The organism is Nocardioides lijunqiniae (assembly GCF_015024225.1).
GTDB classification, from domain to species: Bacteria; Actinomycetota; Actinomycetes; order Propionibacteriales; family Nocardioidaceae; genus Nocardioides; species Nocardioides lijunqiniae.
Genome location: NZ_JACJGM010000058.1, coordinates 1 through 16180, shown reverse-complemented (window position 1 = coordinate 16180; position 16180 = coordinate 1). Strand labels below are relative to the sequence as shown.

The window sequence follows — 16180 nt, the reverse complement described above, 5'->3', positions numbered from 1 at the left end:
GAGTCCGCCCGACTCGCCGCCCTGCCATCATGGATTCACGAGTACAACCACCACCGGCCCCACTCAGCAATCGGCCGGGCAACACCCATCACCCGGTTGAACAACCTGGCTGGACATCACAGCTAGCGCGCCTTCCTCAACCCCCGCCGCCTGTCACTCGTTCCGAGGGCACCCCTGCTGGGGCTGGTATGACTGGTGGTGCGACCACCGACACTCAGCGTCGGCAGTTCGCCGGCCCCAGGGCAACCGTGAGCGGGGCAGCCTCCGCGCGAAGCCCGAACTGCCGACAATCCCGACCACCGCGAGCCGGACGCAGCCGCAACCGGGCATCTGCTCTCCCGATAGCTGCTCACCACGCAACCACAGCGGCGCGCAGGCCGAAGACGGGTTGCCCCGACCGAGACCGACATGGCCGACGGCCCGGCCACCCCGTGCGGGGCGACCGGGCCGTCGATTCAGCCGGTGGTGCGGGTCGGGGTCAGCCGACGTGGACGCCGCCCTCGGGGCCGTCCGTGGCGAGCTCCTCGTGCTTGACGTTGAGGAAGGCCCAGATGGCCGCCGAGCCGAGCGCGATCAGGACCGCGCCGACCAGGAAGGCCGCCGTGGCGCCCTCGGTGAACGAGCCGACGAAGGCCAGTCGGCCCGCCGCCTCCGGGGGCAGGCCCGAGGAGACCAGGTCGCGTGCCAGGTCGGTCTTGGTGCCGTCGGCGTAGTGCAGCGAGACGGTGCCCAGGATCGCCAGGCCGAGCGCGCCGCCGACCTGCTGCATCGTGTTGAGGACGCCCGAGCCGATGCCGGAGTCCTCGGCGCGCAGGTGGTGCACCGCGGTCAGCGTGAGCGGCACGAAGACCATGCCCATGCCGACCGACATCAGCATGATGTAGGGGAAGATCGACGCCCAGTAGTTCACGTCCTGGCCGAGCGCACCCCCGCCCTGGGCGACGTTCAGGAGCGCCTCGGTGCTGGAGGGCACGTCGAGCAACGAGAAGCCCACGAGCGCGGCGGCGGCCATCAGCGTGCCGATGCCGGCGATGTAGCGCGGGTTGACCCGGTTGACCAGGTTGGACGAGAGGCCCGCGCCGATCACGATGCCGACGGAGAACGGCAGGAACGCGAAGCCCGTGCGCAGCGGGCTGTAGCCCACCACGAGCTGGATGAAGAGGCTCAGGAAGTAGAACATCGCGAACATCGCGGCCGGCACGAGCGCCATCACCAGGAAGCTGGTGGCGCGGGTGCGGTTGGCGAAGACCCGGACGGGCAGCAACGGGTGCTTGACCCGCGACTCGATGAACGCGAAGACCGTGAGCAGCACGACGCCGGCGGCGAGCGAGGCGATCGTCCAGGTGTCGCCCCAACCGTGTGCCTCCTCGCCGGCGCGGCTGAAGCCGTAGACCAGGCCGAGCAGGCCGAGGGTGCCGGTGATGGCGCCGGGCACGTCGAGCCAGCCCGGGTGCGACTCGGACTCGTTGAGGAAGCGCGGCGACAGGAAGGCGGCGATCAGGCCGATCGGGACGTTGATCAGGAAGGTCCAGCGCCAGCCCTCGAGGTCGAGGATCGGGTCGAGGCCGGTGAGCCAGCCACCGAGGATCAGGCCGACGGCCGCGCCGGCACCGGACATGGCGGCGTAGACCGCGAAGGCACGGTTGCGGGCCGGACCGGCCGGGAAGGTGGTCGTGATCAGCGCCAGGGCGGCGGGGGAGGCGAGCGCGGCGCCGAGGCCCTGGAGGCCACGGGAGGCGAGCAGCATGGCCTCGTTCTGCGCGAGGCCGCCGATGAAGGAGGCGACCGCGAAGATGATCAGGCCGACCATGAAGACGCGACGACGTCCGTAGAGGTCACCCAGTCGGCCACCGAGCAGCAGCAGGCCACCGAACGCCAGGGCGTAGCCGGTGACGATCCAGGTGAGGTTGGCCTGGGCGATGTTGAGGTCGTCGCCGATGAACGGCAGGGCGATGTTGGCGATGGAGGCGTCGAGGACCACCATCAGCTGCGCCATCGAGATGAGCACGAGCGCCCACCCCAGGTGGAGCTTGCGCTCCGCGAGCGGCTCCGAGGCGTGACTCTCGGGGACTTGTACGTCGGTCATGATTCTTCTTTCTGAACGGGCACGGACTGCACGCCACAGGTGGCGGCGGGCAGGATGATCTGGTCGATGACGCGGGTGACGAGGTCGGCGTCGGGGATCTCGCCGAGCATGAAGAGGCGTTGGAGCACGATCCCCGGGATGGCCGGGGCGAAGAGGTCGATGTCGAGGTCGGGCCCGATCTCGCCGCGGGCCTGGGCCCGCTCGTAGACGACGCGGCTGAGCGCCGCCTTCGGGCCGATGAAGTCGCTGCGGAACTTGTCCGCGAACTGGGCGTCGCGGCTGATCGCGGTGAGGACGCTCGCGAAGATCGCGATCTGTCGGGGGTCGGTCACCCCGCCCATGCCGCAGAAGGACGCGATGAGGTCCTCCCGCAGGCTGCCGGTGTCGGGCGTGGAGAACTCCTCCTTCATCGACACCAGGGCGTCGATGACGAGGCTCGCCTTGTCGTTCCACCGGCGGTAGAGGGTCGCCTTGGAGGCCCGGGCCCGGGTCGCCACGGCGTCCATGGTCAGGCGGTCGTAGCCGACCTCGGCGAGCGCCTCGAGCGCGGCGTCGAGGATCTGCTGCTCGCGGTCGCCCTCGACGCGGGGTCGCTGGTGAGGAGCCCCAGCGTCGGGCACAGCGTCGGGCACCGTGTCGGCCCCGGTGTCGTGGGCAACGTCGCTGGAGGTGCTGGTGTCATGATCGGTGCTGGTCATGCGGCTCTCCCTCCGGTGTGACGACCGTTACTGGATGAAACGAAACGGTTCCGTTTCATGCCGAACAGCGTAGGCAGGCGACCCATTCCCGACCAAGCCATTTTTCTTTTCGGGCCGGTGAACACTTCCGCACGGGCCGGGGCGGGCCCGCCGCCGACCTGGCCCGGAGGGGTGTGCGCGGTGTCGGCGCGAGGCGGCAGGATGTGCCCATGAGCGACGCCGCCGACGAGCAGCCTCAGCAGCCCGCCAGCCCCGTGGGCCCGGCGACCCCCGAGGCCCGCGACGAGCACCAGCGCCTGACCGAGGAGGCCGAGGACGCTCGCTGGCGCTACTACGTCCTCGACGACCCGACGCTGTCGGACGCCGACTTCGACCACCGGATGCGCCGCCTGGAGGAGCTCGAGGAGGAGTTCCCGGACCTGCGCACGCCCGACTCCCCGACGCAGAAGGTCGGGGGAGCGGTGTCGACGGAGTTCACCGCCGTCGACCACCTCGAGCGCATGGAGAGCCTCGACAACGCCTTCTCCTTCGAGGAGCTCGAGACCTGGCACGCCCGGCTGGCGCGCGACGGCATCGAGTCGCCGGACCTGCTGTGCGAGCTCAAGGTGGACGGCCTGGCCATCAACCTGCTCTACGAGAAGGGCCGGCTGGTCCGCGCCCTGACCCGGGGTGACGGCCGCACCGGCGAGGACGTCACCCCCAACGTCAAGACGATCGACGCCATCCCGCACCGGCTGGCCAGGTCGGCGACGTACCCCGTGCCCGACCTGGTCGAGGTGCGCGGCGAGGTCTTCCTGCCGCGCGACGCCTTCGACCGGCTCAATGCCTCCATGGCCGAGGTCGGCAAGGCGATGTTCGCCAACCCGCGCAACGCCGCTGCAGGCTCCCTGCGCCAGAAGGACCCCCGCGTCACCGCCACCCGTGCGCTGGGCATGGTCTGTCACGGCATCGGCGCCCGGCGGGGCTTCGAGCCGACGGCGCAGTCGATGGCCTACGACGCCCTGCGCGAGTGGGGCCTGCCCATCTCCGAGCAGGTCGAGGTCCTGCCCACGCTCGAGGACGTCCAGGGCTACATCACCCACGCCGGCGAGCACCGCCACACGATCGTCCCCTACGAGATCGACGGCGTCGTGGTGAAGGTCGACGACGTGTCGCTTCAGCGGCGGCTCGGCTCCACGAGCCGCGCGCCGCGGTGGGCGATCGCGTTCAAGTACCCGCCGGAGGAGGTCAACGCCGAGCTCCTCGACATCCGCGTCAACGTCGGCCGCACCGGCCGCGCGACCCCCTACGGCGTGATGGTGCCGACCCTGGTCGCCGGATCCACGGTGGAGAACGCCACCCTCCACAACGCCCACGAGGTCAAGCGCAAGGACGTCCGCCCCGGCGACACCGTCATCCTGCGCAAGGCCGGGGACGTGATCCCCGAGATCCTCGGGCCGGTGCTCGCGCTGCGCCCCGACGGGCTGCCCGAGTGGGTGATGCCCACCGAGTGCCCCACCTGCGGCACGCCGCTCGCCGAGCAGAAGGAGGGCGACAAGGACCTGCGCTGCCCCAACCACCAGTTCTGCCCCGCCCAGGTGCGCGAGCGCGTCTTCCACGTCGCCGGCCGCGGCGCCTTCGACATCGAGGGCCTCGGCTACGAGGCGGCGACGGCGCTGCTCGAGGCGGAGGTCATCGGCAACGAGGGCGACGTGTTCGACCTCGACGAGGACCGCCTGCTCCGCACCGACCTCTTCACCCGCGCCGCCAAGAAGACCGAGCTGGACGGCGCCGTCGAGGGCCGCGTCCTCTCGGCCAACGGCCGCCGCCTGCTCGACAACCTCGGCAAGGCCCTCGGCGTCCCGCTGTGGCGGGTCCTGGTCGCGCTCTCCATCCGCCACGTCGGGCCCACCGCCGCCCGCGCGCTGGCCCAGGAGTTCGGCTCGATGGCCGCCATCCGCGGCGCGTCCGAGGCCGAGCTGGCCGCCGCCGAGGGCGTCGGCCCCACGATCGCCGAGGCCGTCATCGAGTGGTTCTCCGTCGGCTGGCACCGCGAGATCGTCGACACGTGGGAGGCCGCCGGGGTCACCATGGAGGACGAGCGCGACGCCTCGGTCGACCGCACGCTCGAAGGCCTGAGCATCGTGGTGACCGGCTCGCTCGTCGACTTCAGCCGCGACTCCGCCAAGGAGGCGATCCTGAGCCGCGGCGGCAAGGCGTCCGGCTCGGTCTCGAAGAAGACCGACTACGTCGTCGTCGGCGACAACGCCGGCTCCAAGGCCGACAAGGCCGAGCAGCTCAAGGTGCCGATCCTCGACGAGGACGGCTTCAAGCAGCTGCTCGCCGAGGGCCCGCCGGCCCCGCCTGCCGCGGACGCCTCCGACGGGTGACGGGCCGGGCGGGCGGCCACCCTAGGATTGCCCCATGCCTGAAATCTCCAGGGACGAGGTGGCGCACCTCGCCGACCTCGCCCGGATCGACCTCGACGACGCCGAGCTCGACCACCTCGCCCCGCAGCTGTCGGTCATCCTCGAGTCGGTGGCCTCGATCAGCGGGGTCGCGGGCGACGACGTGCCGCCCACCTCGCACCCGATGCCGCTGACCAACGTCTTCCGGGAGGACGTCGTCACGCCGAGCCTCACCGCCGAGCAGGCGCTGTCCGGCGCCCCGGCGAGCGACCAGCAGCGCTTCATGGTCCCGCGGATCCTGGGGGACGAGCAGTGAGCGACCTGATCCGCAAGACCGCCGCCCAGCTGGCCGACGCGCTGGCCGCGGGGGAGACCACCTCGGTGGAGATCACCCAGGCCCACCTCGACCGCATCGGGCAGGTCGACGGCGCCGTCCACGCGTTCCTGCACGTCGACGCCGAGGGCGCGCTCGCCCAGGCCGCCGAGTCCGACGCCCGCCGCGCCGCGGGCGGCCCGAGCTCCGCGCTCGACGGAGTCCCGATCGCGGTCAAGGACGTGCTTGCCACCGAGGGTCTGCCCACCACGTGCGGGTCCAAGATCCTCGAGGGCTGGGTGCCGCCCTACGACGCGACCGTCGTACGCCGGCTCCGCGACGCCGGGATGCCGATCCTGGGCAAGACCAACATGGACGAGTTCGCGATGGGCTCCTCCACCGAGCACTCCGCCTACGGGCCCACCCACAACCCCTGGGACCTCGACCGGATCCCCGGCGGCTCCGGCGGCGGCTCGGCCGCGGCCGTGGCCGCCTTCGAGGCCCCGCTCGCGCTCGGCACCGACACCGGCGGCTCGATCCGCCAGCCCGGCGCCGTCACCGGCACCGTGGGGGTCAAGCCGACCTACGGCTCGGTCTCGCGCTACGGCCTCGTGGCCCTGGCCAACTCCCTCGACCAGGTCGGCCCCGTCACCCGCACGGTGATGGACGCCGCGCTGCTGCACGAGGTCATCGGCGGCCACGACCCGCGCGACTCCACGTCGATCACCCAGTCGGTGCCCGACCTCACCGACGCGGTGCGCCGCGGCGCGACCGGCGACCTGACCGGCGTCCGCGTCGGCGTGGTCAAGGAGCTCGGCGGCGAGGGCTACCAGGACGGCGTGCAGGCGCGCTTCCAGGAGGCCGTCGACCTGATGGTCGGCGCCGGCGCCGAGGTCGTCGAGGTGTCCTGCCCGACGTTCGTCCACGCGCTCGCCACCTACTACCTGATCCTGCCGGCCGAGGCGTCCAGCAACCTCGCGAAGTTCGACGCGATGCGCTACGGCCTGCGGGTGCTGCCCGAGGGCGTCCAGAGCCCCAGCGCCGAGGACGTCATGCGCGCCACCCGCGACGCCGGCTTCGGCGACGAGGTGAAGCGCCGGATCATCCTCGGCACCTACGCCCTGTCCAGCGGCTACTACGACGCCTACTACGGCCAGGCCCAGAAGGTCCGCACGCTGATCTCGCGCGACTTCGACGCGGCGTTCGAGAAGGCCGACGTGCTGATCTCGCCCACGGCGCCGACCACGGCGTTCAAGCTCGGGGAGAAGCTCGACGACCCGATCGCGATGTACCTCAACGACCTCGCGACCATCCCCGCCAACCTCTCCGGCGTGCCCGGCATCTCGGTGCCCGGCGGCCTCGCAGACGAGGACGGGCTGCCGGTGGGCGTCCAGATCCTCGCGCCGACGATGGCCGACGACCGCGTCTACCGCGTGGGTGCCGCCCTCGAGACGCTGCTCGCCGACCAGTGGGGCGGCCCGCTGCTCGACCGTGCCCCCTCCCTGAACGGAGCATCCTGATGACCGACACCCTCGTCCCGTGGGACGACGTCCTGGCGGCGTACGACCCGGCGCTGGGCCTCGAGGTCCACGTCGAGCTCAACACCCACACCAAGATGTTCTGCGGCTGCCCGGCGGTGTTCGGCGGCGAGCCCAACACCCAGGTGTGCCCGACGTGCCTGGGCCTGCCCGGCGCGATGCCGGTCGTCAACGGCAAGGCCGTCGAGTCGGCCATCCGGATCGGGCTGGCGCTCAACTGCGAGATCGCCGAGTGGTGCCGCTTCGCCCGGAAGAACTACTTCTACCCGGACATGCCGAAGAACTTCCAGACCTCCCAGTACGACGAGCCCATCTGCTTCGAGGGCTGGATCGACGTCGAGGTCGAGGGTGAGACCTTCCGCGTGGAGATCGAGCGCGCCCACATGGAGGAGGACACCGGCAAGTCGCTGCACGTCGGCGGCGCCACCGGTCGCATCCACGGCGCCGACTACTCCCTCGTCGACTACAACCGCGCCGGCATCCCCCTGATCGAGATCGTCACCAAGCCGATCATGGGCGCGGGCGCCAAGGCCCCCGCCGTCGCGCGCGCCTACGTCAGCCAGCTGCGCCACCTGATCGTGGCCCTCGGCGTCTCCGAGGCCCGCATGGACCAGGGCAACCTGCGCGCCGACGTCAACCTGTCGCTCGCCCCCCAGGGCACCGGCGGCCTCGGCACCCGCACCGAGACCAAGAACGTCAACTCCTTCCGCTCGGTCGAGCGGGCCGTGCGCTACGAGATGCAGCGTCACGCGGCGGTGCTGGACGCCGGCGGCTCGATCTTCCAGGAGACGCGCCACTGGCACGAGGACACCGGCGTGACCACCGCCGGTCGCGCCAAGTCCGACGCCGACGACTACCGCTACTTCCCCGAGCCCGACCTGGTGCCCGTGGCGCCCAGCCGCGAGTGGGTCGAGGAGCTGCGCGGCACCCTGCCGGAGAACCCCGTCGAGCGCCGTGCCCGGCTCCAGGCCGACTGGGGCTACACCGACCTCGAGATGCGCGACGTCGTCGCCTCGGGCGTGCTCGTGCCCATCGAGGAGACCGTCGCCGCCGGCGCCTCCCCGCAGGCCGCGCGCAAGTGGTGGAGCTCCGAGCTCGCCCGCCGTGCCAACGACGCGGGCGTCGACGTGGTCGACCTCGGCGTCAGCCCGGCGCAGGTCGCGGCGGTGCAGACGCTCGTCGACGCCGGAACCGTCAACGACAAGCTGGCCCGCCAGGTGTTCGACGGCCTGATCGCCGGCGAGGGGACCCCCGAGGAGATCGTGGCCGCCCGCGGCCTCGCGGTGGTCTCCGACGACGGTGCGCTGGGTGCCGCGGTGGACGCCGCCATCGCCGCCAACCCGGACGTGGCCGACAAGATCCGGGACGGCAAGGTGGCCGCCGCCGGCGCGCTCATCGGTGCGGTGATGAAGGAGATGCGCGGCCAGGCCGACGCGGCCCGGGTCCGCGAGCTGGTGCTGGAGAAGCTCACCTGATCCAGCCCCGGCGCCACGGTGTGCGCCGCCGGCCCAGGTGCGGGGGGAGTGCTCGTCGCGGCCGGCGCCAACGGCCAGGCCCTGGCGTCGGTGCGGCTGCTCAGGCGCGCGGCTCTCGGTCGAGCACGAGGATCGCGAGCTGCACCCGGTTGTCGAGACCGAGCTTGGCGAAGAGGCTGCCCAGGTGCGTCTTGACGGTCGCCAGGCTGAGGTGCAGCGCGGCGGAGATCTCGGCGTTGGACCGGCCCAGCGCCACGAGCCGGGCGACGTCCCACTCGCGCACCGTCACCCCCGAGGGCGCTCCGAGGGGCACCGCCGGCAGGGTCGCGAGACCGACCAGCCGCTGCAGCGCGGCCGCGGACATCATCGCGGCGCCGTCCTCGGTCCCGAGGACGGCCTGCTCGATCAGGTCGGGGTCCTCGCTCTTGAGCAGGAAGCCGTCGGCGCCCGCCCGCAGGGCCTCGAGGACGAACTCGTCGGTGTCGAACGCCGTCAGCATCACCACCCGGCAGGCCAGCCCGGCCGCGCGGATCGCCCGGACGGCCTCGATCCCGTCGCCACCCGGCATCCGGACGTCCATCAGCACGACGTCGGGTGCGAGCCGCCGCACCGCTCGCACCCCGGCGGGGCCGTCGGCCGCCTCTCCGACGATCTCGATGCCCCGAGCAGGGTCGAGCACGAGTCGCAGGCCGGCTCGCACCAGCGGCTCGTCGTCGACGATCAGCACCCTCACCAAGGCACGGACACCCGCACGACGAAGTGGTCGTCCGCCACGCCGGCCTCGTAGCGGCCGCCGGCCAGGCGCACTCGCTCAGCGATGCCCTCCAGGCCCAGACCGGTCGCGCTCGCCACGCGCTCGGGCCCGACCGTCCGGTTGCGGCAGATGAGCACGACGCCGCCGGCATGAGCGGTCACGGCGAGGTCGACGGGCGAGCCTGCGGCGTGCCGAGCGGCGTTGGCCAGCAGCTCCCGCACCGCCCGCGCCAGCAGCCGCGAGGTGGCCTCGGACAGTCGGCCGTCGTGCCGCACCACGGCCGGGTCGAGATCGGCCCGGACCAGCGCGCCGGCCGCCCGGTGCTGGTCGACCAGGTCCGGGAGGCTCGAGGCCCCCAGGGGCGGCACGGTGGACTGCGGTCCCTGGTGCAGGACGCCGAGCACCTCGCGCAGCTCGCTGTGGGCGGTGCGTGACAGGTCGGCGACCAGGCGGCTGCTCGAGCGCACGGTCTCGGGAGGAAGGTCGACCCGGCGACCCAGGGCGCCCGCGTGCAGCGCGATGAGGCTGAGGTGGTGGCTGAGCGTGTCGTGCATCTCGCCCGCGATGCGGGTGCGCTCCTGGCTACGGGCCTGCTCGACCACCAGCGCCTGCTCGCGCGTGGCCTGCTCGGCCAGCGCCCGCCTGGCCCCCACGACGACCCCCACCAGCACGAGCAGGGCGGTCACCACGGCCAGCACCACCAGCAGCCCGCGCGCCTCGTCGCCCTCCAGGACGAGGAGCCACGTCCCGGTGGAGGCCACGAACGCGGCGACGACCAGGACCCCGGTCCGCCACGACCTCAGCGACACCAGCATCACCAGGGCGAGCACCGCGGCCGGCGCCGCCGCCCCGAGAGGGGCCACCAGGGCGAGCGCCACACCGGCGACCACGGAGCGTCGACCCAGGACCCAGATCAGCAACGGGACCGCGACGAGTGCGGCAGCGACCTCCGCGAGCAGCCAGAGGGCCATCAGGTCGTCCGACGGCGGGTCCGGCCGGTCCAGCGCCTCGCCCATCGTCACCAGCGCGGCGAGCACGCCCACACCGGAGCAGGTGGCGACCATCAGGCGGCGCGACCACCGGCCGGCGACCAAGGGACGGGAGTCGCCGGACCCGGGCTGCCGCTGCATGAGCACGAGCCTAGGCGCAGCCGAACGTGCGCAGATCGACCGAAAGGCTGAGGCGGACCACACCTTCGCCCGCGAGCCGCAGCCGCCGGGCCGATGCCCGGCCCCCGTGAGCGCCGCCACGGTGGAGCCATGACCCCGACCGACTCCCACTCCCGACCCGGCTACCACCTCCAGGCCCGGCTCGTCCCACGGCGCCGCCGGTGGCGGGCACTCGCCGTACTGGTGCTCGCCACGGTCCTCTTCCTCACCTCAGCGGTGCTGCTGGTGGTGCCTCTGGTCCTGCTCGCCGTCGCCGTCCCCGCGCTGGAGGCACCGCTCGACCAGGCCCTCACCGCCACCGACGTGTCCGACCCGCTGACGATGGCGCTCATGCTGGCGATGATCGCCCTGATGCTGCCCGCGACGCTGCTCGCGGTGCGTCTGCTCGGAGGCCGACCGATCGGCACCCTGTCCTCGGTGGACGGGCACCTGCGGGGCAGGCTGCTCGTGCGGTGCCTGCGGCTCGCAGTGCTCCTCACGGTGCCGGCGGTCCTCGTGTCGGCCGCTCTCGACCGCCGCTGGACGCACGCGGCAGTGGATGGCTCGACCCTGCCTCTCCTGGCCCTGGCCCTGCTCGTCGTGCCCCTGCAGGCAGCCGCGGAGGAGTACGTCTTCCGCGGCCTCCTGATGCAGACGATCGGTGCCTGGGCTCGTCACCCGGCGTGGGCGATCGTGCTGCCGGTGCCGCTCTTCGCGGTGGGCCACGACTACGGCACCCTCGGCACGATCGACGTCGCCGCCTTCGGGCTCGTGGCGGGCTGGCTGACCTGGCGCACCGGAGGGCTCGAGGCTGCGATCGGTCTGCACGTCGCCGTCAACGGGGTGCTGTTCGCCCTCGGCAGCATCGGGCTCGTCGAGCTCGACGCCACCGAGGGGACCACGGCCGGGCTCATCTGCTCGCTGAGCCTGATGGGCGTCTACGCCTGGGTGGTGCGGTCGTGGGCCGACACGCCCAGCGCCGAGACACCACCCGGAGTCACGTACGGCAGCAGCGTGGACCAGCCGTGGGAGCGGCTGTCCGCCCGCTGACGCTCGCCGTCGGGCGCTCAGCCGCGACCGAGCCGACCGTCGGTCGCCTTCGCGAGCCTGCGGGCCAGCGCCGCCCTCGCGGTCTCGGCGTACGTGTCGGTGATGTGGTCGCCGCCGCGGTAGACCAGCACGTTGCCGATCACGGCCGGGCACCGCTCGCCGCCGGGGCACAGGATCGGCGTCATGTCGACGATGCGGGCGTCGGGCACCCGCGCCGCCGCCTCGCGCTGGGTCGGCGCTCCCGAGATGCGCACGCCCTTCTTCCTCGGTCCGGCGCACTGCGTGAGGTCGTCGGGGTGGTCCTGCACGCAGTCGGGGATGGTGCCGTTGAGGGGCGCGGGGGTGTCGAGGAGGGGGACGAGCGTGGCGCCGGTCGCCAGGACCCGCTCCCAGTACGTGACCAGGCCGTCGACCATCGGCGCGTGCTGCTGGTCGGTCGACGAGGTGTCGTCGGGGGGAAGGGCGTCGCGGAAGGTGCTGACGGTGAGCACCACGTCGGGCGCCAGCTCCTCGACGGTCTCCATGGCCCACGGCGACCAGGCGTCGCACGAGGGGTTGCGCTGACCCTCCGCGAGCCGGGTGACGTCCGCGAACGCGCAGCCGTTCTTGGAGACCACGACGAGGCGCCAGCCCTCGCCCTCGGCGATCTCCCTGACGGGTGCGAACCACTGCGCGGCCTTGGAGTCGCCGACGAGCGCGATGGTGCGCTCGGCGTCCGGGTCGCCGAACTCGCAGGTCTCGAAGCCCTCGACGTAGCGGCCGACGACGCAGGGGGTCGAGCCGCGGTAGATCTCGGGGAGGTCCCGGTAGGCGTCGAGAGGGGAGGGGCGCAGCCGATCGACGCTCCTGATGGCCGCCCAGTCCGTGTCGGCGTAGCGGGGGTCGCTCAGCGCCGCCGCGCCGATGGCCTCGTCGGGGGTGGCCTGCTCGACGGTGTCGACGAGCCCGAACGACGCCACCAGGGCCAGCCCGGCCACGGCGGACACCGCCATCGACCCGGCGCCCGCCACCAGCGCCGGGCGGGGGAGCGCCAGGCGAGGCGCCCGCCGCAGCGGGTCCTCGACGTAGCGGTAGGACAGCCAGGCCGGCACGGCGGACGCCGCGACGACCAGCAGGCCGTCGCGCACCCGCAGCTCGCCCCACAGGCCCTCCGCCGCGACCAGGAACGGCCAGTGCCACAGGTAGAGGGAGTAGGAGAGCCCGCCGACCCACACCGCCGGCCGCACGCCCAGCAGCCGCCCCACGCCCCACGAGGCCGCGACGCCGCCGCCGGCGAGGATCGCGGCGGCCGTGCCGAGCACGGGCAGCAGCGTGGCCACGCCCGGCCAGCTGGTCGTCTCGTCCAGGGTGAGCGCGGCGAAGACGACCGTCGCGAGGCCGAGCCAGCCGAGGACCCCGCGGGCCGCCGAGGGCAGCAGGACCAGGGTGGGCAGGGCCAGCGCCAGGAGCGCGCCCACGCCGAGCTCCCAGACCCGGGTGGTGGAGACGAAGAACGCCAGGCCCGGCTGCTCGACGGCGTAGGACAGCGTGAAGACGAACGACGCCACGGTGACCACCGCGATGCCGACCAGCAGCGCCGCGCGCCAGCGGGCGCGGAACAGCGCCACCAGGGCCGCGATCAGAAGCGGCCAGACGACGTAGAACTGCTCCTCGACGGCGAGCGACCAGTAGTGCTGCACGGGGGAGGCGCCGACGTTCTCGGCGAGGTAGTCCACGGCCCGCAGACCCAGCCGCCAGTTCACGACGTAGCCGGCGGCGGCGACGATGTCGCCGCCGAACTCCTTGCGGGTGTTGACCGGCAGGCACACCAGCGCGACGACCGCGCTGAAGACCAGCACCAGGGTGCTCGCGGGCAGCAGCCGCCGCGCCCGTCGGGCCCAGAAGCCGACCAGGCTGAGCCGGCCGGTGCGCTCCACCTCGCGCACCATGAGCGAGGTGATGAGGAAGCCGGAGATGACGAAGAAGACGTCGACGCCCACGTAGCCGCCGGGCACCCACGCCAGCCCGGCGTGGTAGATCAGCACCGACAGCACGGCCACCGCGCGCAGGCCCTCGATGTCGGGACGGAAGCCGGCGCGGGGCGCGTGGGTCACGGCGTCACCGGTGGCGGCAGTCACGACGCGCAAGGGTAGTGCGGAGCCGCGGGCATCGAGCAATCATGCGCGACGCCCGCGGCCGAGCCGGGGACGCGACGAAACGGCGCTACGGCGTGGCGTTGGTAGGGTGCCGCCCGGACACTCATCACGCCCACACCAGGGAAAGCCGGTCCGAGTCCGGCGCTGACCCGCAACCGTAGGCACCCCGTTCTTCCGAGACCGGGGCGCGAGCCGGAGCACCTGGGGTGACGCGTCCTGATCACTCGCTGTCGCGGACCAGCAGCGGTGGCGCCCCCCGGGCAAACGGCCCGGACGCCTCCGCTGCGTGCAGCGGAGAGGAACCCCATGAACAACCCCGTCTTCCGGCGCGCGGCAGCCCTCCTGGCCACGCCGGCCCTCGCGCTGGCCACCGTCGCCGCGCTGCCCTCGGCGCCGTCGTACGCCGCCGAGCCCGACCTCGCGCCCGCCCAGGCCGGCGCGGCCTACCTCGCCGAGGTGGCCCCGGTCTACGGCTTCGCCACCGGCAACACCATCGACCAGCAGCTGGCGCTCGACTTCGTCGGCGGACACGACGCCGAGGCCGACGCGATCGGCGCCGGCGTCGCGGACAACCTCACCGCCTACACCGACTACGCCTACTGCGACGACCCGGCGTTCGTGGAGTCGCCGCCGTGCGCGACCACGCCCCTGATCGAGGGCGTCGCCGCCGGCAGCCTCGGCAAGGCGCTCGTCTCCCTGCAGACGGCCGAGATCGACCCCACCGACGTCGACGGCGTCGACCTCGTCGCCAAGCTCGAGGGCGTCGTCCCCGACTCCGGCGCGCTCGCCGGTCGCGCCGTCTCCCCGCAGACGCGGGACGGAGTGTCGACCGTCAGCGGCTTCACCAACCTCTTCGGTCAGGCCTTCGCCGTGCGCGGCCTCGCGGACGCCTCCAGCCCCGAGGCGCTGAGCGCCTCGACCTACCTGGTCGGCCTGCAGTGCGCCGACGGGTCCTTCCAGGAGGACCTGCCCGCCGAGGAGGTCGCCCAGACCTGCGCGGCCACCACCAACAGCCGCCCCAGCGTCGACGGCACCGCCCTCGCCGTCCTCGCCCTGGACCGGGTGGACACCGCCGCGGCCCAGGCCGCGGTCACGAGCGCGACCCAGTGGCTCGCCTCCGTGCAGCGCCCCGACGGCGGCTTCACCGACAACGGCGCCGCCGGCACGCCCAACGCCAACAGCACCGGCATGGCCGGCTGGGCCCTCGGCCTCACCGGCCAGGACGCCCCCGCCGCGAAGACCGCCACGTGGGTCCGCGCGCACCAGGCCTCCAACGACGGCACCTGTGCCGCCTACGCCGCCGACGACCTGGGCGCCATCGCCCTGAACGACCAGGACCTCGCCGCCGGCGTCGGCGGGATCGGCGACGCCGCCCTCGGTCGCTGGCAGCGCGCCACGGTCCAGGCCCTCCCGGCGCTCACCTACGCGCCTGCCGCCGCCGGCACCCCGGTGGTCTCGGGCGTCACGTCCTACGTGCGGGCCGGGTCGGTCCAGACCGTCACGGTGCGCAACCTCGCGCCGGGCAACGCCGTCTGCGGCACCGTCGGCACCAGGTCGCAGCGCGCCGTCGCGTCCGTCGCGGGCGTGGCCACCTTCCGCGTCACCGCACCGGCTCGCACGGCGACCACGCCGTTCCGGGTCGTCGACGGCACCGCGTCCGTGGGCGCCACCGCGCTCCGCACGCTGGCGCGCAAGAAGCTGCCCTTCAGCCTGAAGAGCGCGGTCGACCGGGGCAGGAAGCAGGTCGTCCGGGTCTCCGGTCTCGCCGCAGGCGAGCGCGTGACGATCGTCTTCCGCGGCCGGAAGGTCGCCGGCGGCAAGGCGACCGCGAAGGGCGCCTTCGTCGGCCGCTTCAAGGTCTCCGGCAAGCTCGGCAAGGCCACGGTCTCCGTGCGCGGCGAGTTCGCGGCGACCCGGTCCAACGCCAAGAAGTTCCGGGTCACCCGCTGATCATGCTGCGCCTCGTGTCCCGACTCGTCGCTGCGGCCGCCCTGGCCGGGGCTGTGCTGGTGTGGCCCTCCAGCGCGCCCGTCCAGGCGGCCGGGTGCTCGAGCAGCAGCGGCGTGACCGTGGTCGTGGACTTCGCCGGCCTCAACGGCGGTGGCGTCCAGTCCGGCTGCGTCGGCAGTGGGGGAGACGCCCGCAGGCTCTTCGGAGCGGCGGGCGTCGCCCTGACCGATGTCGCCGACACCCCGGGCTTCGTGTGCCGGGTCTCCGGGGTGCCGGAGCGGTCCTGCGCCACGACGCCCCCGGCGAGCTCCTACTGGGGCCTGTGGTGGGCCGACGGCCGCGGCGGTGGCTGGGTCTACGCCTCGCAGGGCATCGACTCCCTGACGGTCCCCAACGGCGGCTACGTCGCCTTCGCCTGGGACGCCGTCGACGGCTCCCCGAAGCCCCGCTTCGACCCGGCCAAGCACGCGGTCGCCCCCTCCCCGGCGCCCGCGCCGAGCCCCGGTGGCTCCGGCGGTGGCGGCAACGGCGGCGGCAACGGCGGTGGCAGCGCCGGCAACGGTGGCGGTGCGGGCCAGTCCTCCGGTGGCGGTACGGCGGGCGGCCAGGGCGGGGGCGCCACGAACGCGCCCGGCCCGTCGGCCTC

At 73.3% G+C, this 16180-nt stretch carries 13 protein-coding genes; 8 read left to right on the top strand and 5 right to left on the bottom strand.

Going from position 1 to position 16180, the window contains the following annotated elements; translation table 11 throughout:
• Window positions 1–126: integrase core domain-containing protein (locus tag IRQ30_RS22455; RefSeq protein WP_193615059.1), on the top strand; the 126-nt coding region annotated here is incomplete at its 5' end.
• A 352-nt stretch (window positions 127–478) separates the two neighbouring features.
• Here IRQ30_RS22455 and IRQ30_RS22450 read toward each other — a convergent pair.
• Window positions 479–2086: an MFS transporter gene (locus IRQ30_RS22450; RefSeq protein WP_193615058.1), complete on the bottom strand. Its 1608-nt coding sequence runs from the start codon at window positions 2084–2086 to the stop codon at window positions 479–481.
• Window positions 2083–2784 (bottom strand): TetR/AcrR family transcriptional regulator, encoded by a 702-nt coding sequence (locus IRQ30_RS22445; protein WP_193615057.1) that lies wholly within the window; start codon window positions 2782–2784, stop codon window positions 2083–2085. Before IRQ30_RS22445 ends, IRQ30_RS22450 begins: the two co-directional genes overlap by 4 nt.
• Window positions 2785–2993: 209 nt before the next feature.
• Here IRQ30_RS22445 and ligA point away from each other — a divergent pair, with 209 nt between their 5' ends.
• From ligA to gatB, 4 genes are read left to right on the top strand one after another with little or no spacing between them, the layout of a single operon-like run.
• A complete protein-coding gene (ligA, locus tag IRQ30_RS22440) occupies window positions 2994–5153 on the top strand; it encodes an NAD-dependent DNA ligase LigA (RefSeq protein ID WP_193615056.1) in 2160 nt (719 codons plus the stop codon).
• Between the two features lie 34 nt (window positions 5154–5187).
• Window positions 5188–5487: an Asp-tRNA(Asn)/Glu-tRNA(Gln) amidotransferase subunit GatC gene (gene gatC, locus IRQ30_RS22435; RefSeq protein WP_134738447.1), complete on the top strand. Its 300-nt coding sequence runs from the start codon at window positions 5188–5190 to the stop codon at window positions 5485–5487.
• On the top strand, window positions 5484–7004 hold the full coding sequence (gene gatA, locus IRQ30_RS22430) for an Asp-tRNA(Asn)/Glu-tRNA(Gln) amidotransferase subunit GatA (RefSeq protein ID WP_193615055.1): 1521 nt from the start codon (window positions 5484–5486) through the stop codon (window positions 7002–7004). The genes gatC and gatA overlap by 4 nt, the downstream gene beginning before the upstream one ends.
• Complete coding sequence (gene gatB, locus IRQ30_RS22425) at window positions 7004–8497, top strand: Asp-tRNA(Asn)/Glu-tRNA(Gln) amidotransferase subunit GatB (protein WP_193615054.1); 1494 nt, start codon at window positions 7004–7006, stop codon at window positions 8495–8497. Before gatA ends, gatB begins: the two co-directional genes overlap by 1 nt.
• Window positions 8498–8597: 100 nt before the next feature.
• Here the strand turns inward: gatB and IRQ30_RS22420 are convergent, their stop codons facing one another.
• Entirely contained in the window at window positions 8598–9230 is a 633-nt protein-coding gene (locus IRQ30_RS22420; RefSeq protein ID WP_338089829.1) for a response regulator transcription factor, read from the bottom strand.
• Window positions 9227–10381: a sensor histidine kinase gene (locus IRQ30_RS22415; protein WP_193615052.1), complete on the bottom strand. Its 1155-nt coding sequence runs from the start codon at window positions 10379–10381 to the stop codon at window positions 9227–9229. Before IRQ30_RS22415 ends, IRQ30_RS22420 begins: the two co-directional genes overlap by 4 nt.
• A gap of 129 nt (window positions 10382–10510) precedes the next feature.
• On the opposite strand from IRQ30_RS22415, the gene IRQ30_RS22410 reads away from it, so the two are divergent.
• Window positions 10511–11449, top strand: coding sequence for a CPBP family intramembrane glutamic endopeptidase (locus tag IRQ30_RS22410; protein ID WP_193615051.1), 939 nt, complete (start codon window positions 10511–10513; stop codon window positions 11447–11449).
• A 17-nt stretch (window positions 11450–11466) separates the two neighbouring features.
• On the opposite strand, the gene IRQ30_RS22405 is transcribed toward IRQ30_RS22410, so the two are convergent.
• Entirely contained in the window at window positions 11467–13566 is a 2100-nt protein-coding gene (locus IRQ30_RS22405; protein WP_193615050.1) for an acyltransferase family protein, read from the bottom strand.
• Window positions 13567–13890: 324 nt separating this feature from the next.
• Here IRQ30_RS22405 and IRQ30_RS22400 point away from each other — a divergent pair, with 324 nt between their 5' ends.
• Together IRQ30_RS22400 and IRQ30_RS22395 are read left to right on the top strand one after the other, a co-directional pair.
• The gene (locus tag IRQ30_RS22400; protein ID WP_193615049.1) at window positions 13891–15534 is read left to right on the top strand and encodes a prenyltransferase/squalene oxidase repeat-containing protein; all 1644 of its coding nucleotides are present in this window, start codon (window positions 13891–13893) and stop codon (window positions 15532–15534) included.
• Between the two features lie 14 nt (window positions 15535–15548).
• Window positions 15549–16180 (top strand): hypothetical protein (locus IRQ30_RS22395; protein WP_227467987.1); only part of this gene is annotated, 632 nt, incomplete at its 3' end.

Bases quoted from the DNA above. Each gene is read 5' to 3' on its own strand.
- ligA (WP_193615056.1), top strand. From the start codon at position 2,994: ATGAGCGACGCCGCCGACGAGCAGCCTCAGCAGCCCGCCAGCCCCGTG.
- gatB (WP_193615054.1), top strand. From the start codon at position 7,004: ATGACCGACACCCTCGTCCCGTGGGACGACGTCCTGGCGGCGTACGAC.
- IRQ30_RS22410 (WP_193615051.1), top strand. From the start codon at position 10,511: ATGACCCCGACCGACTCCCACTCCCGACCCGGCTACCACCTCCAGGCC.
- IRQ30_RS22450 (WP_193615058.1), bottom strand. From the start codon at position 2,086: ATGACCGACGTACAAGTCCCCGAGAGTCACGCCTCGGAGCCGCTCGCG.
- IRQ30_RS22400 (WP_193615049.1), top strand. From the start codon at position 13,891: ATGAACAACCCCGTCTTCCGGCGCGCGGCAGCCCTCCTGGCCACGCCG.
- gatC (WP_134738447.1), top strand. From the start codon at position 5,188: ATGCCTGAAATCTCCAGGGACGAGGTGGCGCACCTCGCCGACCTCGCC.
- IRQ30_RS22415 (WP_193615052.1), bottom strand. From the start codon at position 10,381: ATGCAGCGGCAGCCCGGGTCCGGCGACTCCCGTCCCTTGGTCGCCGGC.
- IRQ30_RS22445 (WP_193615057.1), bottom strand. From the start codon at position 2,784: ATGACCAGCACCGATCATGACACCAGCACCTCCAGCGACGTTGCCCAC.